At 69.9% G+C, this 23,083-nt stretch carries 23 protein-coding genes; 11 read left to right on the plus strand and 12 right to left on the minus strand.

All coding sequences use genetic code 11. The features are described from left to right. Positions 1 to 38 precede the first annotated feature (38 nt). Genes hemJ through hemH form a run of 3 tightly spaced genes read right to left on the minus strand, consistent with a single transcriptional unit; the run spans position 39 to position 2,298 of the window. Positions 39 to 491, minus strand: coding sequence for a protoporphyrinogen oxidase HemJ (hemJ, locus tag IAI59_RS06100; RefSeq protein ID WP_207419555.1), 453 nt, complete (start codon positions 489 to 491; stop codon positions 39 to 41). Continuing rightward, on the minus strand, positions 488 to 1,174 hold the full coding sequence (locus IAI59_RS06105) for an HAD family hydrolase (RefSeq protein WP_207419554.1): 687 nt from the start codon (positions 1,172 to 1,174) through the stop codon (positions 488 to 490). Before IAI59_RS06105 ends, hemJ begins: the two co-directional genes overlap by 4 nt. Then, on the minus strand, positions 1,171 to 2,298 hold the full coding sequence (gene hemH, locus IAI59_RS06110) for a ferrochelatase (protein WP_237181004.1): 1,128 nt from the start codon (positions 2,296 to 2,298) through the stop codon (positions 1,171 to 1,173). Before hemH ends, IAI59_RS06105 begins: the two co-directional genes overlap by 4 nt. A gap of 344 nt (positions 2,299 to 2,642) precedes the next feature. Here hemH and IAI59_RS06115 point away from each other — a divergent pair, with 344 nt between their 5' ends. The 4 genes from IAI59_RS06115 to rho all read left to right on the plus strand — a co-directional run bounded on the left by IAI59_RS06115 (position 2,643) and on the right by rho (position 8,620). Further along, positions 2,643 to 3,215, plus strand: a complete 573-nt coding sequence (locus IAI59_RS06115; RefSeq protein WP_207419552.1) for a nucleotide exchange factor GrpE — start codon at positions 2,643 to 2,645, stop codon at positions 3,213 to 3,215. A gap of 402 nt (positions 3,216 to 3,617) precedes the next feature. Beyond that, positions 3,618 to 5,543, plus strand: a complete 1,926-nt coding sequence (gene dnaK, locus IAI59_RS06120) for a molecular chaperone DnaK (RefSeq protein WP_207419551.1) — start codon at positions 3,618 to 3,620, stop codon at positions 5,541 to 5,543. A 99-nt stretch (positions 5,544 to 5,642) separates the two neighbouring features. Further along, positions 5,643 to 6,782 carry a molecular chaperone DnaJ gene (dnaJ, locus tag IAI59_RS06125; RefSeq protein WP_207419550.1) on the plus strand — a complete coding sequence of 380 codons (1,140 nt, stop codon included), beginning with the start codon at positions 5,643 to 5,645 and terminating at the stop codon, positions 6,780 to 6,782. 563 nt (positions 6,783 to 7,345) lie between these two features. Continuing rightward, the gene (gene rho, locus IAI59_RS06130) at positions 7,346 to 8,620 is read left to right on the plus strand and encodes a transcription termination factor Rho (protein WP_207419549.1); all 1,275 of its coding nucleotides are present in this window, start codon (positions 7,346 to 7,348) and stop codon (positions 8,618 to 8,620) included. 168 nt (positions 8,621 to 8,788) lie between these two features. Here the strand turns inward: rho and IAI59_RS06135 are convergent, their stop codons facing one another. Then, the gene (locus IAI59_RS06135) at positions 8,789 to 9,814 is read right to left on the minus strand and encodes a DUF2125 domain-containing protein (RefSeq protein ID WP_207419548.1); all 1,026 of its coding nucleotides are present in this window, start codon (positions 9,812 to 9,814) and stop codon (positions 8,789 to 8,791) included. A gap of 22 nt (positions 9,815 to 9,836) precedes the next feature. Between IAI59_RS06135 and IAI59_RS06140 the strand changes: the two genes are divergently transcribed. Then, positions 9,837 to 10,409, plus strand: a complete 573-nt coding sequence (locus IAI59_RS06140) for a gamma-glutamylcyclotransferase (RefSeq protein ID WP_207419547.1) — start codon at positions 9,837 to 9,839, stop codon at positions 10,407 to 10,409. Positions 10,410 to 10,626: 217 nt separating this feature from the next. On the opposite strand, the gene IAI59_RS06145 is transcribed toward IAI59_RS06140, so the two are convergent. Genes IAI59_RS06145 through IAI59_RS06160 form a run of 4 tightly spaced genes read right to left on the minus strand, consistent with a single transcriptional unit; the run spans position 10,627 to position 13,775 of the window. Further along, positions 10,627 to 11,496 (minus strand): lysophospholipid acyltransferase family protein, encoded by an 870-nt coding sequence (locus tag IAI59_RS06145; protein ID WP_207419546.1) that lies wholly within the window; start codon positions 11,494 to 11,496, stop codon positions 10,627 to 10,629. 26 nt (positions 11,497 to 11,522) lie between these two features. After that, the gene (locus tag IAI59_RS06150) at positions 11,523 to 12,212 is read right to left on the minus strand and encodes a YdcF family protein (RefSeq protein WP_237181204.1); all 690 of its coding nucleotides are present in this window, start codon (positions 12,210 to 12,212) and stop codon (positions 11,523 to 11,525) included. Next, a complete protein-coding gene (locus IAI59_RS06155) occupies positions 12,209 to 13,108 on the minus strand; it encodes a cell division protein FtsX (protein WP_207419545.1) in 900 nt (299 codons plus the stop codon). Before IAI59_RS06155 ends, IAI59_RS06150 begins: the two co-directional genes overlap by 4 nt. Then, the gene (locus IAI59_RS06160; RefSeq protein WP_207419599.1) at positions 13,101 to 13,775 is read right to left on the minus strand and encodes a cell division ATP-binding protein FtsE; all 675 of its coding nucleotides are present in this window, start codon (positions 13,773 to 13,775) and stop codon (positions 13,101 to 13,103) included. The genes IAI59_RS06155 and IAI59_RS06160 overlap by 8 nt, the downstream gene beginning before the upstream one ends. A gap of 106 nt (positions 13,776 to 13,881) precedes the next feature. On the opposite strand from IAI59_RS06160, the gene IAI59_RS23325 reads away from it, so the two are divergent. Then, positions 13,882 to 14,847, plus strand: coding sequence for a zinc-ribbon domain-containing protein (locus tag IAI59_RS23325; protein ID WP_207419544.1), 966 nt, complete (start codon positions 13,882 to 13,884; stop codon positions 14,845 to 14,847). Positions 14,848 to 15,011: 164 nt separating this feature from the next. Then, positions 15,012 to 16,121 (plus strand): TRAP transporter substrate-binding protein, encoded by a 1,110-nt coding sequence (locus IAI59_RS06170; RefSeq protein WP_207419543.1) that lies wholly within the window; start codon positions 15,012 to 15,014, stop codon positions 16,119 to 16,121. Between the two features lie 96 nt (positions 16,122 to 16,217). Here the strand turns inward: IAI59_RS06170 and IAI59_RS06175 are convergent, their stop codons facing one another. After that, positions 16,218 to 16,367 (minus strand): hypothetical protein, encoded by a 150-nt coding sequence (locus IAI59_RS06175; RefSeq protein WP_207419542.1) that lies wholly within the window; start codon positions 16,365 to 16,367, stop codon positions 16,218 to 16,220. Positions 16,368 to 16,744: 377 nt separating this feature from the next. On the opposite strand from IAI59_RS06175, the gene IAI59_RS06180 reads away from it, so the two are divergent. After that, positions 16,745 to 17,467, plus strand: a complete 723-nt coding sequence (locus tag IAI59_RS06180; protein ID WP_207419541.1) for an aspartyl/asparaginyl beta-hydroxylase domain-containing protein — start codon at positions 16,745 to 16,747, stop codon at positions 17,465 to 17,467. A 107-nt stretch (positions 17,468 to 17,574) separates the two neighbouring features. Next, positions 17,575 to 18,393: an undecaprenyl-diphosphate phosphatase gene (locus tag IAI59_RS06185; protein WP_207419540.1), complete on the plus strand. Its 819-nt coding sequence runs from the start codon at positions 17,575 to 17,577 to the stop codon at positions 18,391 to 18,393. 162 nt (positions 18,394 to 18,555) lie between these two features. On the opposite strand, the gene IAI59_RS06190 is transcribed toward IAI59_RS06185, so the two are convergent. Further along, the gene (locus tag IAI59_RS06190) at positions 18,556 to 19,863 is read right to left on the minus strand and encodes an esterase-like activity of phytase family protein (protein ID WP_207419539.1); all 1,308 of its coding nucleotides are present in this window, start codon (positions 19,861 to 19,863) and stop codon (positions 18,556 to 18,558) included. 137 nt (positions 19,864 to 20,000) lie between these two features. On the opposite strand from IAI59_RS06190, the gene IAI59_RS06195 reads away from it, so the two are divergent. Next, positions 20,001 to 20,996 carry an SPFH domain-containing protein gene (locus IAI59_RS06195; RefSeq protein ID WP_207419538.1) on the plus strand — a complete coding sequence of 332 codons (996 nt, stop codon included), beginning with the start codon at positions 20,001 to 20,003 and terminating at the stop codon, positions 20,994 to 20,996. A 5-nt stretch (positions 20,997 to 21,001) separates the two neighbouring features. Next, positions 21,002 to 21,427 (plus strand): NfeD family protein, encoded by a 426-nt coding sequence (locus IAI59_RS06200; RefSeq protein WP_207419537.1) that lies wholly within the window; start codon positions 21,002 to 21,004, stop codon positions 21,425 to 21,427. Between the two features lie 118 nt (positions 21,428 to 21,545). Here the strand turns inward: IAI59_RS06200 and IAI59_RS06205 are convergent, their stop codons facing one another. Both IAI59_RS06205 and IAI59_RS06210 read right to left on the minus strand, forming a co-directional pair. Next, positions 21,546 to 22,301, minus strand: a complete 756-nt coding sequence (locus IAI59_RS06205; RefSeq protein ID WP_207419536.1) for a hypothetical protein — start codon at positions 22,299 to 22,301, stop codon at positions 21,546 to 21,548. Further along, positions 22,298 to 22,924, minus strand: a complete 627-nt coding sequence (locus IAI59_RS06210; RefSeq protein WP_207419535.1) for a hypothetical protein — start codon at positions 22,922 to 22,924, stop codon at positions 22,298 to 22,300. The genes IAI59_RS06205 and IAI59_RS06210 overlap by 4 nt, the downstream gene beginning before the upstream one ends. Positions 22,925 to 23,083 lie beyond the last annotated feature (159 nt).

Below are 23,083 nucleotides of genomic sequence, written 5' to 3' on the forward strand. Positions count from 1 at the left end.
TTTTCTGGCAGGGGCGGGCGGCGGTGGCCGCCCGCCGGTCAGAACGGGCGGACGATCACCATCACGACGATCAGCACCAGCAGAATGGTCGGCCCCTCGTTGACCACCCGCCAGTACTTCTCGGAATGCCGGCGCTCGTCACGCTCGAAGCCTTTGCGGGCGGCGGCCAGGTGGCCGTGCAGCCCGGTCATCAAGAGAAAGCCCAGCATCTTGCCGTGCCACCAGCCGGCCGACCAGTCGATCACCCCCGGCGTCAGCACCAGCGTGATGCCGAGCAGCCAGGCCAGGATCATGGCCGGGTTCATGATGGCGCGCAGCAAGCGGCGCTCCATCACCTTGAGCATCTCCGAGCGGTCGGAGCCCACGGGGGCGGGGGTGTGGTACACGTACAGGCGCGGCAGGTAGAACATGCCGGCCATCCAGGCGAACACCGCGATCAGGTGCAGCGCCTTGGTCCAGGGGTAGAGCGCCGCGAAGAGCTGCACCGTCATGCCACGATGCCCAGCAGCGCCGGCAGCTCGTCCATGCTGTGGAAGGGCTGCGCGCCCTCGGCCTGCAGCAGGGCGGCGGGCGTCTGGTGCGCGAAGCCCATCACCCGGGCCCCGGCGGCGACGCCCGCGCGGGCGCCCAGCGCGCTGTCCTCCACCACCACGCAGTCGCGCGCGTCCACGCCGCAGGCCTGCGCCGCGGCCAGGTACATGTCCGGCGCCGGCTTGGGGCGCGAGACGTCTTGGTAAGAATAAACGCGGGTGCCGAACAGCTCCGCCATGCCGAGCCCGGCGAGCTTGGCCTGCAGCTCGTCGCGCCCCGAGTTGCTGGCGCAGGCGACGGGAATGCCGGCGGCGGCGACGGCCCGCACCACGGCCAGCGCGCCCGGCATGGGCGGCGTGCCCTGGCGCATGCGCGCCGCGATGGCGCCCGCGATCTGCTGCGGCCATTCGGCGGGCAGCGGGCCGACCTGCGCCTCCACCATCGGCACCATGTCCGGGATGGCGCGGCCCAGGAAGATGCCCTGGCACTGCTCGGCGGAAAGCGGCCAGCCGCGGCGGGTCAGGTCCTCGGCGACCAGGGCGTTGACCACCCCCTCGCTGTCGGCCAGCACGCCGTCGCAGTCGAACAGCACGGCGGCGGGGCGCAGGATGGCGGCGGGGGCGGGGGAAGGGATGTGGTTCATGCCGGCACCTTGGCAGCAGCGCGCGGCGGCTTCACCCCCGTATGCGGGCATCCCGTGTGAACCTTCGGGCATTGCCGCCCGCCGGCAAAGGAGCACAGCCGCCGCTCGCCCGCGCCGCGCACCTGCTGCACCAGCCGCGCCAGCGAGGCGATGAAGGCCGGGTCGCTGTTCTGCGTGGGCGCGCGGTGGTAGCCGGGCACGCCCAGCTTGTGCGCCAGCTCGCGGTATTCCACGTCCAGCTCCACCAGCGTCTCGGAATGCTCGGACACAAAGGCGATGGGGTGCACCAGCACCGCCACCTTGTCCTGCGCCGCTTTTTCCAGCGCCGTCTCGGTGGACGGCGCCAGCCACTTCTGCGGCGTCACGCGGGACTGGTAGCAGAGCTGGAAGTCCAGCCCCTCGATGCCCATGGCCTCCACCAGCCCGGCCATCATCTGCTCCACCTGCCACTGGTAGGGGTCGCCCTGCTTGACGATGGTCTCGGGCAGCCCGTGCGCCGAGAACAGGATGCGCAGCCCCGTGCCTTCCGGCACCTCCGCCCGCGCCTGCTCGTAGGCGCGCTTCAGCCCCAGCGCGGTGGCCTTGAGCATGTCGTCGTCGGAATGCCAGCAGCACAGCGTGCGCGTCGGCCGCTCCAGCCGGATCTTGCGGCAGGCCTCGGCCCAGGCGGTGATGGAGGAGCCGGTGGTGGTGGTGGAGAACTGCGGATACAGCGGCAGCAGCACGATCTCGTCCGCGTCCCAGTCCTGCACGGCCCGCGCGGTGGCGTCCGACAGCGGGTGCCAGTAGCGCATGGCCACGAAGCAGCGCGCCTCGATCGCCTCCTCGTCCTCGTTCAGCGCCGCCTGCAGCGCGCTTCCCTGCTCCTCCGTCAGCGGCAGCAGGGGGGAACGGCCGCCCAGGATGGCGTAGTTCTCCGTCGCCGCCTTGGTGCGCCGCCACGCCACCAGCCGCCCCAGCGGCTCGCGCAGCACCGTGGGCAGGCGGAAGATCGCCGGGTCGGTGAACAGGTTGGTCAGGAAGGGCCGCACCGCCTCGGGGGAATCCGGCCCCCCGAGGTTGAACAGCACGACGGCGACTTTGGTCTTGCGGGCGGGGGTCGGGCGGGCGGGGGGGGACTGCATGATGCGCCTGCACATGCCACCCCGGGCGGTGGGGTCAAGGTGCGGCGGCGGGAAATCGGTGCGAGGGGCAGCGAAGGCCGGGGGAAGGAGTTCTCCCGAACCCCCATCTTCTTTTTGATTCCATCGGCATCCGCTGGCCGCAGGCGGTCCGCCCCAGGCCCGGGCGGCGCGCGTGCCTGGGCCTGTCAGCAGACAGAAAAGAAGGGGTCCGGGGAATTCTTTCCCCGGCCTTCCCGCCCCTCGCAGCACCGCCGCAACTTGTCCCCGGCCCCTCGCGCGCCTAGGTGGTGGCGCAGAACCGGGCCCGACCGGCCCCCCTCCTGACCGTGAGATCGTATCGCCCCATGTCCGACCACAGCCACCAGCCGCCCCAGCCCGCCGACGCCGAGCCGGCCACGGAAGCCCAGCCGCAGCAGCCCGCCGACGCCATGGCCCGCGTGGCCGAGCTGGAAGCCGAGCTGACCGAGATGCGCGACCGCTGGATGCGCTCGGAAGCGGAGATGCAGAACCTGCGCACCCGCACCAAGCGCGAGGTGGAGGACGCCCGGCAGTACGCCGTGCAGAAGTTCGCCCGCGACGTGGTGGAGGCCGCCGACAACCTGCGCCGCGGCCTGGACGCCCTGCCGGCCCAGGCCGAGGGCGAGGCCGAGCTGCTGACCAAGCTGCGCGGCGGCTTCGAGGGCGTGGAGCGCGCCTTCGTCGCCATCCTGGAGCGCAACGGCATCAGCAAGCAGGACCCCGCCGGCAAGCCCTTCGACCCCGAGCTGCACCAGGCGATGGCGCAGCAGCCGCCGCCGGAAGGCGTCGCCGCCGGCACCGTGATCCAGGCCTGGACCCCGGCCTGGACGCTGAACGGCCGCCTGCTGAAGCCCGCCATGGTGGTGGTGGCTGGCGAGGGCGTGTCGGAAACGGCGTGACGTCGCGCTGTGAAAGGGGCGCTGCCCCTTTCACACTTTCCCCGCCAGGGGATTGAATCCCCTGGACCCCCGTTTGTAGCGGGGCGATCAGCTCCAAGTATTTGTTTGTAGTGTCATTAGTTGCCCTCCGGCCGCGGCAGTGCCGGCAGCCGGGGGCGCAGGGGATTCAATCCCCTGCCAGGGGCGCTAGAGGGGGCGGCGCCCCCTCATGAGCCCTTTCCCGCACGGATTTTCGCGCCCAACCCCACCCCCGGGTCTTGTCCCGAAGCGCCGCGCTGAATACATCGGTCCCATCGCCGCCCAGGCCAGCAGGGCGGCATTTTCCCCGCCTGCTGAGCAGTCAAAGGGGGTGGACGCGGTGCCGGACCAGGGCCGTTCCATCCGCCGCAAAGGAGAATTCTGATGAGCAAAGTGATCGGCATCGATCTCGGCACCACCAATTCCTGCGTCGCCATCATGGAGGGCAGCGAGGTCAAGGTGCTGGAGAACGCCGAGGGCGCGCGCACCACGCCGTCCATGGTCGCCTTCACCAAGTCGGGCGAGCGTCTGGTCGGCCAGGCCGCCAAGCGCCAGGCGGTGACCAATCCGAACGACACGCTCTATGCCGTCAAGCGCCTGATCGGCCGCCGGTTCGATGACGCCATGGTCAAGAAGGAAGCGGGCCTGGCCCCCTTCAAGATCGTGCGCGCCGACAATGGCGACGCCTGGGTCGAGGCCGGCGGCTCCAAGCAGGCGCCGCAGCAGATCAGCGCCAACGTCTTGACCAAGATGAAGGAAACCGCCGAGGCCTATCTCGGCGAGAAGGTGACGCAGGCGGTCATCACCGTCCCCGCCTACTTCAACGACAGCCAGCGCCAGGCCACCAAGGAAGCGGGCGCCATCGCCGGCCTCGAGGTGCTGCGCATCATCAACGAGCCGACGGCTGCGGCCCTCGCCTACGGCATGGACAAGAAGCACACCGGCACGATCGCGGTCTACGACCTCGGCGGCGGCACCTTCGACGTGTCGATCCTGGAGATCGGCGACGGTGTGTTCGAGGTGAAGTCCACCAACGGCGACACCTTCCTGGGCGGCGAGGACTTCGACCAGCGCGTCATCGACTACCTGGCCGACGAGTTCAAGAAGGAGAACGGCATCGACCTGCGCGGCGACAAGCTCGCCCTGCAGCGCCTGAAGGAGGCCGCCGAGAAGGCCAAGATCGAGCTGTCGAGCGCCAAGCAGACCGAGATCAACCTGCCCTTCATCACCGCCGACGCGTCCGGCCCCAAGCACCTCGTGCTGCAGGTCAGCCGCGCCAAGCTGGAAAGCCTCGTCGACGACCTGGTGCAGCGCACGCTGGAGCCCTGCCGCCAGGCGCTCAAGGACGCCGGCATGGCCGCCAATGAGGTGGACGAGGTGATCCTGGTCGGCGGCATGACCCGCATGCCCAAGGTCATCGAGGCGGTGAAGCAGTTCTTCGGCAAGGAGCCCGCGCGCAACGTCAACCCGGATGAGGTCGTGGCCATCGGTGCCGCCATCCAGGGCGGCGTGCTGAAGGGCGACGTCAAGGACGTGCTGCTGCTCGACGTCACCCCGCTGAGCCTTGGCATCGAGACGCTGGGCGGCGTGTTCACCCGGCTGATCGACCGCAACACCACCATCCCGACCAAGAAGTCCCAGACCTTCTCCACCGCCGACGACAACCAGACGGCGGTGACCATCAAGGTCTTCCAGGGCGAGCGCGAGATGGCGGCGGACAACAAGCTGCTGGGCAATTTCGACCTGCAGGGCATCCCGCCCGCGCCGCGCGGCGTGCCGCAGATCGAGGTGACCTTCGACATCGACGCCAACGGCATCGTGTCCGTCCAGGCCAAGGACAAGGCGACCGGCAAGGAAACGCAGATCAAGATCCAGGCCAAGTCCGGCCTGTCGGATGCCGACATCGAGCGCATGGTCAAGGACGCCGAGGCGAATGCCGAGGCCGACAAGAAGCGCCGCGCCGGCGTCGAGGCCAAGAACCAGCTTGAGGCGCTGATCCACACGACCGAGAAGTCGCTGAAGGAGAACGCCGACAAGGTGGGCGAGGCCGAGAAGGGCGAGGCCGAGGCGGCGCTGGCGGCTGCCCGCACCGCCAAGGACGGCGACGACGTGGATGCCATCAACAGCGCCGCCGAGCGCCTGTCCGCCGCCGCCATGAAGGTGGGCGAGGCGATCTACAAGGCGACGCCGCAGGAAGGTGCCCCCGAGGGTGCCGCCCAGGCGCAGCAGGGCCAGCCTGGTGCGAACGGCGAGAAGGTGGTCGACGCCGAGTTCGAGGAAGTCGACCCCAGCAAGAAGAAGCCCGGCTGACGGGCGGCTTCCTGACAGTCTGAAGCGTCGCGCCCGGCACCCGAGAGGGGGCCGGGCGCAGCCTTGTTGAGCACCTTACCGCGGGGGAATGACCCGGCCATGGCCAAGCGCGACTATTACGAGATCCTGGGCGCCTCCAAGGGCGCCAGCGACGATGAGCTGAAGAAGGCCTATCGCAAGCTGGCCATGAAGCATCACCCGGACCGCAACCCGGGCGACAAGCAGGCCGAGGCCACCTTCAAGGAATGCTCCGAAGCCTACGAGGTGCTGAAGGACCCGGAGAAGCGCGCCGCCTATGACCGCTACGGCCACGCGGCCTTCGAGGGCGGTGGCGGCGGTGGCGGCGGCAACCCCTTCGGCGGCGGCGGCTTCGAGGACATCTTCGAGCAGATGTTCGGCTTCGGCGGCGGCGGCCGCCAGCGGCAGGGCCAGGCCGCCGGCCGCGGCGCCGACCTGCGCACCGAGGTGCAGATCACGCTGGAGGAAGCCTTCGCCGGCGCCAAGCAGTCCATCCGCGTCGCCACCGGCGTGCAGTGCGAGGCCTGCAACGGCACCGGCGCCGAGGGCGGCAGCAGCGCCGCCAGCTCCACCTGCGGCACCTGCGGCGGCGCCGGCAAGGTGCGCGCGCAGCAGGGCTTCTTCCTGATCGAGCGCGCCTGCCCCACCTGCGGCGGCACCGGCCGCGTGGTCAAGAACCCCTGCAAGGTGTGCCAGGGCGCCGGCCGCGTGCAGCGCGAGCGCACGCTGAACGTCACCATCCCCGCCGGCGTCGAGGACGGCAGCCGCATCCGCCTGTCGGGCGAGGGCGAGGCCGGGTTGCGCGGCGCCCCCGCCGGCGACCTCTACGTGGATGTCGGCATCCAGCCGCACACGCTGTTCCAGCGCGACGGCGCCAACATCTTCGTCCGCGTGCCGCTGCGCATGACCCAGGCGGCACTGGGCGAGGCGGTGGAGGTGCCCGTCATCGACGGCGGCCGCGCCCGCGTCACCATCCCGGCCGGCACCCAGTCGGGCGACCAGTTCCGCCTGCGCGGCAAGGGCTTCTCCGTGCTGCGCTCCGCCGCGCGGGGCGACATGTACGTGCAGGTGGCGGTGGAAACCCCGCAGAACCTGTCCGCCCGCCAGCGCGAGCTGCTGGAGGAATTCGAGGGCGAGGCGGTGGAGCGCGAAAAGAGCAGCCCGGAAAGCGAGGGCTTCTTCTCCAAGGTGCGCGACTTTTGGGAGGGCCTTGGCCGCTGAAGGCTCTGGCCAGGGGGCGCCGCCCCCTGGACCCCTGCCGGGGTGGCTGAGCCACCCCGGACCCCGGCATTTCCGGCCGTTGGCGGACCTGGGCGCCGGGGGTCGATGACCCCCGGCGGCTGAGGGGGCAGGGCCGGTGGCCAGTTTTTTTATGACATCCATGCCCGCTGAACCTGGCGATCCTCAGGTCCTGGAAGCCTGATGCTTTCTCCCGCCGGGGTCCGGGGTGGCTCAGCCACCCCGGCGGGGGGTTCCAGGGGGCGGCGCCCCCCTGGCCACGGCTAAAATCAAGGCCCCGCCCCAGAACCTCTTGAACGCCGGGCGTTTTTCTCTACTTTTCCATTGACGGGCCAGTGGCCGTGACCCTAGCGTTGCGGCGCTGCCAGTCCTTGGCGGCGTACCGGACCTTTCCGGTCTGGCACATCGCCTCGACTTCCCCTCCTTGATCTTCGGGACATTCGCCGGCCGCCCACCTTCGGGTCGTGGCCGCACATGGGCAGGCCCCGGGCCATGCCTTTGGGAAGTGTCCCCTGCTCTACGCCGGAACGGAACGCGTCCCGCCCATGCATCTTTCTGACCTCAAGGCCAAGAGCCCCGCAGACCTGCTGGCTTTTGCCGAATCCCTGCAGATCGAGAACGCATCCAGCCTGCGCAAGCAGGACATGATGTTCGCGATCCTGAAGCAGCTGGCCGAGAACGACCAGGCGATCCACGGGGATGGCACGCTGGAGATCCTGCCGGACGGCTTCGGCTTTCTGCGCTCCCCGCAGTCCAACTACCTGCCGGGCCCGGACGACATCTACGTCTCCCCCGCCCAGGTGCGCCGCTTCGGCCTGCGCATCGGCGACACGGTGGAAGGCCAGATCCGCGCGCCCAAGGATGGCGAGCGGTACTTCGCGCTGCTGAAGGTCAACACCGTCAACTTCGAGCCGCCCGAGGCGCTGCGCCACCGCATCAACTTCGACAACCTGACGCCGCTCTACCCGACGCGCCGGTTGAAGATGGAGAACGAGAACGCCGAGCCGCCGCCCAAGGGCATGCAGAAGGACAACACGCCCCGCGTGATTGACCTTGTGGCCCCGATCGGCATGGGCCAGCGCGCGCTGGTCGTGGCGCCGCCGCGCACCGGCAAGACCGTGATGCTGCAGAACATCGCGCGCAGCATCAGCATCAACCACCCCGACGTCTTCCTGATCGTGCTGCTGATCGACGAGCGGCCCGAGGAAGTCACCGACATGGCCCGCACCGTGCGCGGCGAGGTCGTGGCGTCCACCTTCGACGAGCCGGCGACCCGCCACGTGCAGGTCACCGAGATGGTACTGGAAAAGGCCAAGCGGCTGGTCGAGCACAAGCGCGACGTGGTGATCCTGCTGGATTCCATCACCCGCCTCGGCCGTGCCTACAACTCGGTCGTGCCGTCCTCGGGCAAGGTGCTGACGGGCGGCGTGGACGCCAATGCGCTGCAGCGCCCCAAGCGCTTCTTCGGCGCCGCGCGCAACATCGAGGAAGGCGGCAGCCTGACCATCATCGCGACCGCGCTGATCGACACCGGCAGCCGCATGGACGAGGTGATCTTCGAGGAGTTCAAGGGCACCGGCAACTCGGAGCTGATCCTCGACCGCAAGCTGTCCGACAAGCGCGTCTTCCCCGCCATCGACATCACCAAGTCCGGCACCCGCAAGGAAGAGGTGCTGGTGGAGCGCGCCACGCTGTCCAAGATGTGGGTGCTGCGCCGCATCCTGAACCCGATGGGCACGCAGGACGCGATGGAGTTCCTGTTGGACAAGCTGAAATACAGCAAAACCAACCAGGACTTCTTCGACGCGATGAACACCTGATCCTGCCTGCGGACTTCGCGAAAAGCCCGGCTCGTGCCGGGCTTTTTTTGTGGCGTGGCGGCATGGCCACGGGGCCGGAAGGCCCCTGAACCTTTGCTCCGCCTGCTGGCATTCCGGGCAGGCCTGGCCCCGGGAACGGTCACTCTCCCCCGGGTCCGCTTCGCTGTCTCAGGGCGCCCAGACCCAGGGCTGCAGCCGCAGCAGCGGCAGCCGCATGATGCCGAGCGTCCGGTCCTCCAGCGTCACCGGCAACTCCACCACCGGCGCCCCCGCCGCGTCGGGCCGCGTCATCAGCGGCAGCAGGCGCCGCGCCATGGACAGGTTGCGGGCCGGCACGGCATTGGCCTCGCCCAGCGCGTCCAGTAGCGCGGCGGGGTTGGCGATGCGCAGGGTGCCGATGCCGCTGGGCTGCAGCGCGGCATCCAGCGCCAGGGTGGCGGCGGCACTGCCCGCCATGGCACCCCAGCGCAGCGTCAGGCCCATGATTTCCAGCCGGCCCCCGGCATCGCGCCAGCGGGTGGCCTGGGCGGCGGCGGCGCCGGCGCCGTCCGGCAGGCCATGCAGCCGCGATTGCAGCGTCAGCTCCTCGATGCGCGGGCCAAGCGGCACGTCCACCGGCAGCGCCAGCCCGTGCAGCCGCCCGGACAGCGCCGCCGTGCCCGGCTGGTCGCCGAGGTCCAGATTGATCTGGCCGTTGTCCAGCCGCAGCGGGCCGGCGGGCGTGCTCAGCGCCGCGCCGCGCAGCGCCAGCAAGGCGTCGCGCCCGCCGGACAGGGCGATCTCGGCCTGCGCCGTGGCGGCGGTCAGCGGCATGGGCGGGCCGCCCAGCGCCAGGCTTTGCTCGCCGCTGGCATCCAGGCGCAGCCGCTGCGGCGAGAAGGGGGAAACCCGCGCCAGCACCCGCTCCGCCCGCCAGGCCACGCCGCCGGATTCCAGCCGCACCGCCGGCAGGCGCAGCGTGGCCGCCAGCGGCTCGGGCTGCCAGGCAGGCTCCGCGTATTCCACCACCCAGCCCTGGGCGCGGCGCTGCGCCGCCCAGTTGTCCAGGGCCAGGCGCATCTGGCCGCCCATCCACCACAACAAGGCGGCATAGGCGGCGCACAGCAGCAGCGCCACCGCCAGCAGCGCCAGCAGGACCCGCCGGAAGCGGGAAGGGGAGGGCGCGGCCGGGGCCGCCTGCTTTCGGGATGTCACGGGGCGGGATATAGCGCGCCGCATGCCCCCGCGCAGGATGCCAGACCCCCGCCAACCCCTGCTGGACCCGGATGGACACCTGTATGTGTTCGGCTACGGCTCCCTGATCTGGAAGCCGGGCTTTCCGCATGACGGCGCGCACCCGGCGCTGCTGCGCGGCTTTCACCGGCGCTTCTGCATCTGGTCGCGCTCCTATCGCGGCACGCCGGAGGCGCCGGGGCTGGTGCTGGGGCTGGCGCGCGGCGGCGCCTGCCGCGGCGTGGCGTTCCGCGTGCCCGCCGCCGGGGCCGCGGAGGTGCTGGACTACCTGGACGAGCGGGAAATGACCGGCGGCGTGTACCACCGCCGCGTGGTGCCGCTGCGGCTGCTGGACGGTGGTGGCACCAGGCGCGCGGTGGCCTTTGTCGCCGACCCCAAGGGGCTGGCCTATTGCGCCACCCTGACGCCGGAAGCCATGGCGGCGGCCATCGGCGCCGGGCATGGCATCATGGGCGCCAACCGGGACTACCTGCTGAACACCATCTCGCACCTGCGGGAGATGGGGGTGCGGGACGCGGGGCTGGACCGCGTGGCGGCGTTGCTGCCACCGGCTTGAATCCACAGGGTTCCGAATTGTCCACAGGGTGGAATCGCATTGCCTGTGGTGTTGCTGCCACAGCGTGGGCTGGCTGCGACACCTGCCAGAAACCCCTTGGAAATCAGCACGTTGCAACAGAAATCAATGACATCGTTGCGGTGATGTGGCAGCGAATCCAGGTTTTAGAGGCGCTTGCGCGGCATTCTTGGAAAGCCGGAGAAGTTCCGTTCCCGACTTATCCCACAGAATTATCCACAGGTTGCGGGGCGGGCAGCGGATAACCCGGCGGCAGCAGCCGCTCGCTTTCCGTCTCGATCAGCTGCTGCATCTGCGCCAGCAGCGCGGCGCGCGGCAGGCCGGCGGGCAAGGGCGGCAGCACCGCCACCGTCAGCACGCCGGGGCGCTTGGCAAAGGCGCGGCGGCCCCAGAACACGCCGCTGTCGGTGGCGGCCGGGATGATCGGCCGCCCCACCGCGGCGCCCAGCGCCACCACCCCGGGCAGGTAGGGCACGCGCTGGCCGGGCTGGGTGCGGGTGCCTTCGGGGAAGATGATGATCTGCGAGCCCTCGGCCGCCGCGGCGCCGGCTTCGCGCACCATGCGCTTCAGCGCCGTGGCGCCGCCCGCGCGGTCCACCGCGATGGCACCGTATTTGCGCGCCATGCGGCCCCACACCGGAATGCGCAGCAACTCGCGCTTCAACACGTAGACGGGGTCGCGCAGCAGGGCCAGCCAGATGATGGTGTCAAAGGCGGACTGGTGCTTGGCCGCGATCACCGCCGGCCCGTCCGGCAGGTGCTCGCGCCCGGTGACCCGCACCCGGATGCCGCAGACCACGCGCAGCACCCACAGCATCAGATGCGCCCAGCCCTGCACGTAGCGGCGCAGGATGTTGCGGTGGAACGGCAGCAGCAGCATGCCGAAGCTGACGCACAGCGCCGTCAGCAGAAAGAACAGCGCGTTGAACACCGCCGAGCGCAGCAGCGTCGGCAGCGTCACCGGGGCATCGGGCAGCTGCGCGTCGGTTTCGGCGCTGCGCGGCCGGCGGGGCTGCTCCAGCGGGTCGTTCGGGGCGGCGGGGGCGCGCGGGGGCAGGTCGTCGGGCATCGGGGCTTGGCTCAGGCGGGCGGGGGTCATCGCGGGGGCGCATCGGTCTTGAGGGCGGACAGGCCGAACATGGCGCCGATCAGCTTGGCATATTCGCGCGCCAGCAGCCCAGGCCGCGGCCCCTGCGCCTGCACCGGGTGGGGCACCAGCAGCACGTCCGGCAGGTTGCGCCGCAGTTCCAGCAACGAGCGCGGCATATGGTAGCCGGCGGTGACCACGCGCAGCGAATGGATGCCGTGTTCCCGCGCCCAGTCCGCGATCTCCATGCCATTGCCGCGCGTGCTGGTGGCGAAGCGCCCCAGCGTCACGGTGGGCGGCGTCACGGCGGACGGCGCGGGCGGGGTCAGGGCCGGGCCCTCGGGCGGCGGCGCGTCGGTGGCCTCGTCGCCGTCCAGCCGCTCCACCGTCAGCGGCAGGGCGACGGCGGGCAGCGCCGCCGCCGGCACGTTGTTGCTGCGCGCCAGGTCCGCGAGCTCCGCGCTGCGGCCGACGCCGGACACGATCAGGTGGGCCGCCTTGCCCTCGGCCAGCAGCCGCAGCCCGGCTTCCACCCGCTCCGGCCCGCCGGTCAGCACCGCGATGCCGTCCGTGCGCTGCAGCGGCACCTGCGGCTTGGCGCGGCTTTGCCCCAGAAACAGCGCGAAGCCCGCCAGCAGCAGCGCCGCCGGCACTCCTGGCAGCAGCAGCCAGCCCAGCCCCGCGCCACGCTGCCTCACGGCAGCCGCCGCAGCCAGCGGCGCACGCTGAACTGCGCCGTCGCCCAGCCGATCAGACCCGCCACCGGCGGCAACAGCGCCAGGTCGAGCCAGGGCAGCGACGCCCAGCCCACCGCCTGCCCGCCCGCGAAGGGCGCGGCCAGCGAGGACAGCGCGGCCAGCGCCGGCACCGCCAGCGCGGCGCCGGCCAGTGCGCCGCCCGCCGCCAGCAGCCCGATGCGCCGCGCGAAGCGCCCGGCGATGTCGCGCTGCGTGGCGCCCAGGTCGTGGAAGATCTCGATCGCCTCGCGGCGCGAGGCGATGCCGGCACGCGTGGCCACCGCCACCACGGCGACCGCCACCCCCGCCACCAGCCCCAGCACCGCCAGCGCCACGCCCTGCACGGAACCCGCCAGCGCCGCCAGCCGCGCCACCCAGATGCCGTGCGCTTCCAGCTCGGCACCCGGCACGGCCTCGGCCAGCCGGGTGGCCAGCGGGGCGGGGTCGATCTCGGCATTGACCAGCCGCAGCTCGATCACGGCGGGCAAGGGCAGGGCGGTCAGCCCGTCGTCCAGCGCGCTGCCCAGCCAGGGGCGCAGCAGCGCGCGCATGCGCTCGGCGCTCACCGCCTCGGCGGTGCGCACCTCCGGCATGGCGCGCAGCACCGCCAGCGCCTGATCCATGCGCGAGGCCTGCTCGGGCGGCAGCTGCACCGTCACGGCGGCGGCGGCGCCGGCTTCCCAGCGGTGGCGCAGCGCTTCCGCCCCGCGGCTGCCGGCGAGCGCCAGCGCCGCCAGCAGCGCCATGGCCGCCACCAGCCCCGGCAGCAGCCGGTCGGACAGGGCGCGGCGCAGCCCCAGCGGGTCGCGCGCGTAGCGGGTGCGGCGCTCAGCCCCGCCGCGGCGCGGCTCAGCCATGGTGCACCACCTTGCCGCCGCGCAGCACCAGCGACGGGGCGGGAAAGCTTTCCACCAGCTCCTCCGAGTGGGTGGCCACCACCACGGTGGTGCCCATGCGGTTCATCTCGGTCAGCAGCGCCAGCAGGCGGCGGGCCTGGTGGGAATCGAGGTTGCCGGTGGGCTCGTCCGCCACCAGCAGGGCGGGGCGCGTCACCACCGCGCGGGCGATCGCCACGCGCTGCTGCTCGCCGCCCGAAAGCTGCTGCGGCAGGGAGGCTTCCTTGCCCGCCAGCCCTACCCAGCGCAGGATTTCCGTCACGTCCGGCCGCGCGCTGCTTTCGGCGCGCCCCGCCAGCCGCAAGGGCAGCGCCACGTTGTCGAAGGCGGAAAGATACGGCAGCAGCCGGAAATCCTGGAACACCACGCCGATGCGCCGCCGCAGGGCCGGCAGCTGCGCCCGGCGGTCGGCCCGCACGGTGCTGCCCAGCACTTCCAGCGCGCCGCGCGTGGGCAGCTGCGCCAGGTGCATCAGCCGCAGCAGGGACGACTTGCCGGCGCCGGACGCCCCCAGCAGCCAGGTGAAGCTGCCGTCGGGCAACGTGAAGGTCAGATCGGACAAGGCCTCGGGTCCCCCGGCCCCTTGCGGGGAGGGGTAGCGCAGGCCGACGTCGGTGAAGCGCACCATGGCGGAGGGACATGCCACGCCGCGCGCCGCCATGCCACCCGGCGGATGTGCGCGACGGGCCCCACAATCATCTTGCGGCCGCCGCCGCGCGTGGTCATAGCGCCGGATGCGGATTGAATGCCCGAACTGCGCCAGCGCCTACGACATCCCCCCGGCCCTGCTGGCGGCGGGCCGCCCGGTGCGCTGCCTGCGCTGCGGCCAGTCCTGGCGCCCGGCGGTGCCCGAAGCCCCCGCCGCCGCCGCGGCGCCGGCCCCCCCCGCCGCGCCGCCACCGCCGCGCCGCGCCGTGCCGCTGGCGGAAGCCGCCACCATGCCCATGGGCCCGCCGCGCCCCGCCACGGCGCCACGGCCCGCGCCGCCGGCCGCCGCCGCCGCCACGCCCCCGGGCGAGCCCGCGGCGCTTCCAGCCACGACCGCCAGCCCTCCGCCACCCAGCCCCGCGGCACCCAGCCCTGCGGCCCCGGGGCCTGCGGCCGAGCCGGTGCCCGAAGCCTTGCCCGGGCCGGCGTCCAGGCCGGAACCGCTGCCCAGGCCGGCTTTCAGCCCGCCGCGCGGTCCCGCCCCGGCACCGGTGCCCGAGGCGCCCACGCCCGAAGCCCCCGTGCCGGAAGCACCCGTTCCGCCCGGCCCCGGCCGCCTGGCCACCAAGCCGGACAGCAGCCGCCCCGCGCCGCCCGCCGCGCCGCTCGCCCTGGCCGAGCCGGCGTCTCGCCTGCCGGGCCCCGCCGTGCCCGCCGGCGAAAGCGCGCCGCCGCGCGGCGGCGCCCGCCTGTTGCGCCCCGCGCCCCGCGCTGCCACGCCGCCGGCCCCGGCCCCGGCCCCGGCCCCGGCCCCGGCCGCGCGGCAGGCACCGGTTGCGCCCGTCGCGGCCCCGCCCGCGGCCTCGGTGTCCCCGGCTCTGGCTTCCCCGGCTCCGGCTTCCCCCGGGCGCGGCGGCGCCCCCTGGCTGGCCTGGCTGGTGTCGGTGCTGCTGGTGGCCGGCGCGCTGGCGCTGCTGCTGGCCAACCACACGGCGGTCAGCGCCGCATGGCCGCCGGCGGCGCGGCTGTTCCAGTGGCTGGGCCTGCAATAGGGGCATCATACGCCCAGCATCATTTTCTTCCGTTGCGGTGCCGCCCGACGCACGATCCGCATGGTTCCGGGCGCCGCGCGGCAGGAATCCGCAAGGTCATGCTTCCGCCTTCCGCATCGATGGCGTAAAGACCGGCCTTCGCACGCCTCCGGGAGAGAACGTCCATGAACCGCCGCGCCCTGCTCGGCGCCGCCGCGACCGCCGCGCCGGCTGCCCTGACGCTCGCCACGCCCGCCCTGGCCCAGTCCGCTTCAGCCGCGACGGCGCCCGAGATCCGCTGGCGGCTGACCAGCTCCTTTCCGCGCAACCTGGACATCCTGTTCGGCGCGCCGGAGTTCATCGCCCGGCGCGTGGCGCAGCTCACGGACAACAAGTTCCAGATCCGCGTGTTTCCGGCCGGCGAGATCGTGGGCCCGCTGCAGGCGCTGGACGCGGTGCAGGCCGGCACGGTGGAATGCGCCCACACCGCGCCCTACTACTACACCGGCAAGGACTTCACCTTCGCCTTCTACACGGCGGTGCCCTTCGGGCTGAACACCCGCATGTCCAACGCGTGGTTCCGCCACGGCGGCGGGCGGGAGCTCTCGGCCGAGCTGTTCCGCGGCTACAACATCGTCAACTTCCCGGCCGGCGACACCGGCGCCCAGATGGGCGGCTGGTTCCGCAAGGAAGTGAAGTCGCTGGCCGACATCCAGGGCCTGAAGTTCCGCATCGCGGGCCTCGCGGGCGAGGTGTTCAGCAAGATGGGCGCGGTGCCGACGCAGGTGGCGGCGGCCGACATCTACCCGGCGCTGGAGCGCGGCTCGATCGACGCCGTGGAATTCGTCGGCCCCTATGACGACGAGAAGCTGGGGCTGAACCGCGTGGCGCCCTTCTACTACTTTCCCGGCTTCTGGGAGCCGGGCGCGCGGCTGCACTTCCTGGCCAACCAGGCGGCCTTCGACGCGCTGCCCGCCGCCTACAAGGCCGCGCTGGAAACCGCCTGCGCCGATGCGGATGCCGACATGACCGCCCGCTACGACGCCGGCAACCCGCTGGCGCTGCGCCGGCTGATCGCCGCCGGCACGCAGCTCCGCCCCTGGCCGCGCGAGGTGATGGCCGCCGCCTGGAAGGCGACGCACGAGCTGTACGAGGAAACCAGCGCCCGCAACCCGCTGTTCAAGAAGACCTGGGAATCCTACCGCAAGTTCCGCGACGACGAATACGCATGGTTCCGCGTGGCCGAGAACTCCTACGACAACTTCGCCTTCACCGCCGCCAACACGGTGCGCTAGCCGCGCGGGGCAGGGGGGCGTTTCCCCTTCCTGCCCCGCCCCGCCGGCACGGGCGGAACGATGAAAGGGGGGCTACCCTGATCCCCCGACCGGCCTTCAGGGTCTCCGCAGCCCGTCCAGCAGTGCCCCGGTGCCTTGCCGGATCGCCGCCCAGTCCGGCAGCAGCCGCGCCGCGAAGGTGACTTCCACCGCCGCTGCGTCGCGCATCCGCCACATCTGGCAGGACAGCCCGGCGCGGCACGTCATCAGCAGAACCGGCCGGCCAGGCGCGACACAAAGCCGTTGTGCCGGAAGCGGTGCCGCGCGCGCGCCCCGGTGCTTGAAAGCGGATGACCGGGTGCGGCGGCGCCGGGCCTTCCGCCACGCCGGTGGCGTGCCGCAGAAGCCGCAGGGCATCCGCCGCCCGCCAGCCGCCACCCGGGCGGGACATCAGCAGCGAACGGCGTTCATTGGGGCCGCTCCGGCCCGGCGCGCAGCAGCCAGGCGCCGGGCCGCCGCGCCACGGGCGGGCGAGGTCATGCGCGGCATGATGCGCCGCGCCGGCGCCGCCCGGCCAGCCCCGCCGATTGACACCGCCCCCCGGCGGGGAGCAGCTTTCCCCCCTGCTTTGGGGGAGGCACATCATGGACATCGGCGTACCGCTGCGCGACCTGGGCAAGGTCGAGGTCGGGCCGCTCATCAAGGTGATGGAAGGGCTGACGGAAGAGGACTGGACGGGCAACACCTTTCGCCAGGACGCCGTCGCCGCCACCGCGCATTCGGCCACCGACAACATCATGATGAAGACCGAGTGGCACCCCTCGGCCTCCACCAGCGGGCTGCAGCACTTCGAGGACCTGATCAGCGTCTGGGCCACCCAGACCGGCCGGGACCCCGCGCCATACCTGCCCATCGCGCGGGAAGACACGGACATCTGGCCCGTCTACACCATGCCCGACTGGCTGCGCTTCAAGGAGGTGCTGGAGCCGGTGGTGGACCAGGCGCTGGCGCCGCTGAAGCGCCCGCGCGGCGTGGTGACGCGGCTGGCGCTGGTGCGGCTGCGCGGCGGCGCCACCATCGCCCCGCACGTGGACGCGCACGCCATGGCCGCCAAGGCGCACCGCATCCACGTGTCGCTCAGCAGCACGCCCTCGGTGGAATACAAGATCGACGGCCGCAAGTTCACCATGGACCTCGGCCATGCCTACGACTTCAACAACCGCGTGCGCCATTCCGTGAAGAACAAGGGGCGCGGCCACCGCATGAACCTGTTCATCGACTACTATCCGGAGCCCGGCATGGTGTTCCGCAACCCGCTCGACACCGCGGTGCCGCTGATGGCGCCGCCCACCCCGCGCATCAACTAGGGCGTGGCCACGGCGGTTTGGGGTGACAACGGGGCCAGCCGGCGCTAACCGGCTGGCCCGAACCCCTTTGGCGACTCGCTCGCCCTCCCACCCGACAGGACGCCCGCATGGACGCCACGCTGCTGCTTTCCGCCATCCTGATGGGATTGGTGGAGGGGCTGACCGAGTTCCTGCCCATCTCGTCCACCGGCCACCTGATCGTGCTGGCCGAGGCCATCGGCTTTCAGGGGCCGCCGGGCAAGACCTTCGAGATCACCATCCAGCTTGGCGCCGTGCTGGCCGTCATCTGGATCTACCGCCACGCCCTGGTGCGCATCGCCACCGGCATGTGGCGGCGCGGGTCGGAGGAATACTACATCGCCGTCAACCTGGCGCTGGCCTTCATCCCGGCCATGATCCTGGGCGCCACCCTGCACGGCTACATCACCCGCCTGCTGTTCAACCCGCTCACCGTCGCCATCGCGCTGATCCTGGGCGGCATCGCCATCATCGTGATCGAGCGCCGGCGGCCCACGCCCACCATCCATTCCATTGCCGAGATCGGGCCGCTCGCGGCGCTGCTGGTCGGGCTCGGCCAGGCGCTGGCGATGATCCCGGGGACCAGCCGCTCGGGCGCCACCATCATCTCCGCCCTGCTGGTGGGGGTGGAGCGCAAGACGGCGGCGGAATTCTCCTTCCTGCTCGCCATCCCCACCATGCTGGCAGCCACCGTGTTCAGCCTGTTCAAGGCGCGCGCCGAGCTGGACTTCAACGGGCTCGGCATCATCGCGGTCGGCTTCGCCACCGCCTTCGTGGTGGCGCTGCTGGTGGTGCGCTGGCTGCTGGGCGCCATCAGCCGCATCGGCTTCACGCCCTTCGGCTGGTACCGCATCGCGCTGGGCGTGCTGATTCTCCTGTGGCTGGCGCTGCGCACGCCGGTGGCGTGACGAAAAAGGCCGGGGGAAGGAATTCCCCCGGACCCCCATCTTCTTTTTGTCGGATTCCAGCACCCGCTTGAAGCAGGCGCCGCCCATTCCAGCCAGGCGCCAAAAAGTCAGAAAAAAGATGGGGGCTTGGGGGCATTCATTCCCCCAACCTTCTCCCCCCGCTCACAGCCCCAGCGCCAGCCCCCGCACCAGAACGATCTTCGTCCGTTCCCCGCTGATCCCGAAGTCGTCGTCGTTGATCAGCATCAGCGTGCCGTCCGGCAGCAGCGCGATCCCTTCCAGCTTCACCGGCAGCTCCGGGTGGTCGGCGCTGTCCAACACCAGCCGCTTGTGCAGCGGCACGATGCCCGTGCCGGCAAGGTCGTTGCTCTGTTCCAGCGTCGGCCGCGTCGCGGCATCGTCCCAGCGGCTGCCGCTGATGTCGGTCGCCTCCCCCAGCCGCACCTCGAACAGCTTGGTGGTCTTCTCCGTCCGCTCCAGCACCAGCAGCCGGTCCGGCCCCAGCCAAGCGGCCTCCGAGATGCGCGGGTCGGTTTGCCGGTCCGACGGGTCCAGCCGGAAGGACTGCGGCGCCTCCAGCGGATACACCCACTCCCCCGTGACCCGGTTGCTGCCCGGCTCATACCGCAACACCCGGCTGTTGCGCGCGGCGCGGTACGCCGCCGCATCCGGGTTGGCCAGCGGGTTCTGCACGATGGCATACAGCGTCTCGCCATCCGGCGTCCCCGCCAAGCTCTCAATCCCGCGGTTGGACTGGCGCTTCGCCAGGATCGCCGGCAGCCCCTCCACCACCGGGTAATCCGCCCCCGCCAGCTCCCCCGCCGTGCCCCCCGACGGCACCACCCGCCGCAGCACCCGCCCGTCCGCGCCCACATGCACCAGCGACGGCCCGTTCTCCTCGCCGATCCAGGCACTGCCATCCGGCAGCCGCACCAGCCCCTCGGCATCGATCGCCGACGGGTCGAAGGCCAGCCTGGCCCCCGTGCCGTCCAGCGGCTGCTCCGTCCGCCCCGGCAGCGGGTTGGTCAGCCCCGTCAGCGGCACGCCGCGCCGCGTCTTCAGCGCGATGCTCTCGAACACCTCGAACCGCCCCTCGGCCGGCCGCAGCCGCACGCCGTAGAGCGAAGGCGCATAGCCCGGCACCGGATACACCCGCCCGTCCCGGTCCGCCGCGCACAACACCCCGCGCCGCACCCCCGTCACGGCCTCCGCCTCCGAACACGCGAAGTTCGGCCCCCGGTCCGACAGGGTATAAACGATGTCCGCCGGGTCCCCCGGCCGGTGATACGCCGCGCTGCCGATCCCCACCGTCAGATCCAGCGCCCGCCCGCCCGCGAAGTCCACCCGCCCCAGCCGCAGGATCGGGTCCTCGCTCACCAGCACCGAGATCTCCGGCGCCGCCCGCGCCGGCAAAGCAGGGGCCAGCACCGCCGGCAGCATCAGCACAGTGGACAGCAACAAGGCGCGCATCGTGAACCATTCCGCTTCAAACACAGCCCGCTGGCATAACCCCCCGCACCCCGCTGGCAACGTGACCGTTGCATGAACTCGGCAACCGCCCCCGAACAGTCTAACCTCGCCCCCACACGCATTCGGGGAGCACAGCCATGAACGACCTGTCCAGCGGGGTTCCCCCGGCGGGGCTCATCGTCGCCGTCATCCTGGTGGCGCTCGCCATCCTCACCGCCTTCAAGGGCATCCGCACCGTCCCCCAGGGCGAGAACTGGACCGTCGAGCGCTTCGGCGCCTTCACCCGCGTGCTGCGCCCCGGCCTCAACCTCATCATCCCCTTCATCGACGCCATCGGCCACAAGGTGAACGTGCAGGAGATCGTGCTCGACATCCCCGAACAGGCCGTCATCACCCGCGACAACGCCAACGTGTCCGTCGACGGCATCGTCTACTACCGCGTCATGGACCCCGAGAAATCCGCCTACCAGGTGCAGAACCTGCAACAGGCCCTCTCGGCGTTGGCCATGACCAACATCCGCGCCATCATCGGCGAGATGGACCTCGACGCCGCGCTGTCCTCGCGCGACAAGATCAACTCCCACCTGCTCTCGGTGCTGGACGGCGCCACCGACCCCTGGGGCGTCAAGGTCACGCGCGTCGAGATCCGCAAGATCGAACCCCCCGCCAACCTCGTCATCGCCATGAACACCCAGATGATGGCCGAGCGCGAGCGCCGCGCCACCGTCATGCGCGCCCAGGGCGACCGCGAAGCCGCCGTGGCCCGCGCCGAGGGCGCCAAGGCCGCCCAGATCCTGGAAGCCGAAGGCCGCCTGGAAGCCGCCTCGCGCGACGCCGAAGCCCGCGAACGCCTGGCCGAGGCCGAGGCCAAGGCCACCGAGGTCGTCGCCAACGCCGCCCGCGACGGCGGCACGGCGGCGCTGAACTACTTCATCGCCGAACGCTACATCGGCGCCTTCGGGGACCTGGCCAAGAACCCCTCCTCCAAGCTGGTGGTGGTGCCGATGGAAGCCTCCTCGCTCGCCGGTGGCATCGCCGCCGCGCTGGAACTGTTCCGCAACGGCACCACGCCCCCCGGCACGCTGCCCCCCGCCACCCCGCGTGCCCCCACGGGCAGCGTGCCGAGGGTCTGAGCACCATGGACGCCTGGGCCATCTGGGTCGGCCTCGGCCTGCTGGCCATGGGCGCCGAGCTGCTGCTGCCCGGCGCCTTCCTGGTCTGGATCGGCGCCGCCGCCGTCGGCACCGGCCTGCTGCTGTGGCTGGCCAACCCGGGCACCGCCGCCACCCTGCTAGTCTTCATCGCCCTCCTGGCGCTCGGCATCGGCCTGAGCCTGCGCGTGTTCCGCCGCAAGCCCGGCGGGGCGGGGGAGGGGCTTAACACCCCGTCCTCCGGCCTCGTCGGCCGGGTGGGGGTGCTGCTGGCGGCGGACGGGCCGAGCGGCCGCGCCCGCATCGGTGATTCCGACTGGCCGGTGCGGCTGGAGGATGCGGCCGAGGTGGGCGCGCGGGTGGAGGTGGTGGCGGTGCAGGGGATGACGCTGCTGGTGCGGGCGGCGCGCTGAGTGGGGCGCGCGGCCAGGGGAAGGCGCTGCCTTCCCCCGGACCCCCATCCGCCAGGAGGCTGAGCCTCCTGGACCTGCTTTTACAATAGGCGTGGGCTAGACGCTCATTTCGGCAATACTAAAATTCCAGCTTAAGAACCACATTCATTATTAGGTCTGTAATCATATCATCTGCTTGATGTTGATTGATTTGAACTCGTGACGGATGGGCTGCCATATTTCGGCGACCTAGCTTGTCTTTTAAAATCTGGTGTGTGTTTTTTTCTATTAAGTTAGAAGCTCTAAGAGCATCAATAAATTCGAATTCTTTCAAGAGGTCTAAATCTGACCTTTCTTTAATCATCAAATTTTTCTTGGGAAATTTAGAATTTAATCCTATGTTCAGATTAACAACACGATCTGAATCGCTGAAAATCCAATGTGCTAGATGTGAATATGTTAAGTTCCAGGTCATAACTATACATGCACGAAAAGCTTTGACCTTGTAGCAATTTAACGCCTCATTCAGAAACTCGCGCTCTTCTAGGTTTGGTATTTGGTTCGGCAGATTTGTAAGGGTGCTTACTACAGCGATTTTGACGTGATCAGCTCCAAGGCGCGCATCCAATGCCCGACGTGTGCCGCTGGCAAGCCGATAGCTGCTCCTATCCTTGATAACCTGAGGAGGCTTCTTTGCCGCTAGGCGCGGTAAATACACACTCATGTCAGGGGCGTCTAAACCCGCTTCTTTGAAACATTGACGCAAATGTACCGCATCAAAATTTGTTTTTTTCTGATGAGTTTCAATAAACCAAGCTAAAATAAGCAGTTGATCAACGGCCGTTTCTCTGTAAAAATTTTTTACTGTCCCGGCAAATTCTGCTACCGCGGTCAAGAGGCGCTCATCTTTTCAACTCGAGCCATGCCTAAATGATTAATGACATACTGTCCACGCCCAGAACTTTTGACGAGTTGCGTACTCTTTAGCTTTCGTAATGTACTAGCAAAATCGTCAATGGCGGTTGACCATTTCATGGCACGATAGCAGGTGTAAACATGATTCATGGTCACGGGCTCGTCATTTCGGTGATCTTTAAACCAAGCAAGAATAACAAGATTCTTTTCGTTCTCATTTTTTGGTGGGTGCTCGTTGACAAAGCTTTCGAACGACACGTCGGACGTGAGATCTAAATCTAGGACTTTAGGGGTAGTTAATTTGCGGACGCGTACTTCGCGTGCTTTGCGAGGAGTGGGGACTTCTTCAGGAATCTCATCGTCCGCCTCGATTGGCTCCGGATTGGATTCCGTTAGTAGCTTTTGGGAGTTACTCGTCGCTTCAAGCGATGTTTGAGAAGGAAGGCGCTGCTGGATAACTGTTGTATGAGGTTTGAGGGCATTTTGAATTGCAGAGGTGATTTGGCTCAAATCACCCTCCGGAATTTCTGCGTCTAGCATGATGAATCTGATTCGAGCGACGCCATTCTTCGGGAGGGACGATTTTGCCACTACAGACTCCATGCGAATTACCCTTATGCAAATGTTAAGGATACGGTCTGATTAATGCAACTAACTGTCCAGAATTTTTAAAATAAAAGCCATTTGTCAATGACTTAATAGAAATCTTGTGGGTTTATCTCGGAAGCGCGCGTCATGCCAGGAGGCCTTAGCGCCGCTTGA

It is taken from the genome of Roseomonas haemaphysalidis (assembly GCF_017355405.1).
Classification (GTDB): domain Bacteria; phylum Pseudomonadota; class Alphaproteobacteria; order Acetobacterales; family Acetobacteraceae; genus Pseudoroseomonas; species Pseudoroseomonas haemaphysalidis.

Excerpts from the sequence above, each read along its gene's own strand:
- IAI59_RS06195 (WP_207419538.1), top strand. The coding sequence starts at position 20,001 with ATGAACGACCTGTCCAGCGGGGTTCCCCCGGCGGGGCTCATCGTCGCC.
- dnaJ (WP_207419550.1), top strand. The coding sequence starts at position 5,643 with ATGGCCAAGCGCGACTATTACGAGATCCTGGGCGCCTCCAAGGGCGCC.
- hemJ (WP_207419555.1), bottom strand. The coding sequence starts at position 491 with ATGACGGTGCAGCTCTTCGCGGCGCTCTACCCCTGGACCAAGGCGCTG.
- IAI59_RS06140 (WP_207419547.1), top strand. The coding sequence starts at position 9,837 with ATGCCCCCGCGCAGGATGCCAGACCCCCGCCAACCCCTGCTGGACCCG.
- IAI59_RS06175 (WP_207419542.1), bottom strand. The coding sequence starts at position 16,367 with ATGACGTGCCGCGCCGGGCTGTCCTGCCAGATGTGGCGGATGCGCGAC.
- IAI59_RS06145 (WP_207419546.1), bottom strand. The coding sequence starts at position 11,496 with ATGCCCGACGACCTGCCCCCGCGCGCCCCCGCCGCCCCGAACGACCCG.
- IAI59_RS06105 (WP_207419554.1), bottom strand. The coding sequence starts at position 1,174 with ATGAACCACATCCCTTCCCCCGCCCCCGCCGCCATCCTGCGCCCCGCC.
- IAI59_RS06170 (WP_207419543.1), top strand. The coding sequence starts at position 15,012 with ATGAACCGCCGCGCCCTGCTCGGCGCCGCCGCGACCGCCGCGCCGGCT.
- IAI59_RS06190 (WP_207419539.1), bottom strand. The coding sequence starts at position 19,863 with ATGCGCGCCTTGTTGCTGTCCACTGTGCTGATGCTGCCGGCGGTGCTG.
- rho (WP_207419549.1), top strand. The coding sequence starts at position 7,346 with ATGCATCTTTCTGACCTCAAGGCCAAGAGCCCCGCAGACCTGCTGGCT.
- hemH (WP_237181004.1), bottom strand. The coding sequence starts at position 2,298 with ATGCAGTCCCCCCCCGCCCGCCCGACCCCCGCCCGCAAGACCAAAGTC.
- IAI59_RS06210 (WP_207419535.1), bottom strand. The coding sequence starts at position 22,924 with ATGGAGTCTGTAGTGGCAAAATCGTCCCTCCCGAAGAATGGCGTCGCT.
- dnaK (WP_207419551.1), top strand. The coding sequence starts at position 3,618 with ATGAGCAAAGTGATCGGCATCGATCTCGGCACCACCAATTCCTGCGTC.
- IAI59_RS23325 (WP_207419544.1), top strand. The coding sequence starts at position 13,882 with ATGCGGATTGAATGCCCGAACTGCGCCAGCGCCTACGACATCCCCCCG.
- IAI59_RS06155 (WP_207419545.1), bottom strand. The coding sequence starts at position 13,108 with ATGGCTGAGCCGCGCCGCGGCGGGGCTGAGCGCCGCACCCGCTACGCG.
- IAI59_RS06180 (WP_207419541.1), top strand. The coding sequence starts at position 16,745 with ATGGACATCGGCGTACCGCTGCGCGACCTGGGCAAGGTCGAGGTCGGG.
- IAI59_RS06200 (WP_207419537.1), top strand. The coding sequence starts at position 21,002 with ATGGACGCCTGGGCCATCTGGGTCGGCCTCGGCCTGCTGGCCATGGGC.
- IAI59_RS06185 (WP_207419540.1), top strand. The coding sequence starts at position 17,575 with ATGGACGCCACGCTGCTGCTTTCCGCCATCCTGATGGGATTGGTGGAG.
- IAI59_RS06115 (WP_207419552.1), top strand. The coding sequence starts at position 2,643 with ATGTCCGACCACAGCCACCAGCCGCCCCAGCCCGCCGACGCCGAGCCG.
- IAI59_RS06160 (WP_207419599.1), bottom strand. The coding sequence starts at position 13,775 with ATGGTGCGCTTCACCGACGTCGGCCTGCGCTACCCCTCCCCGCAAGGG.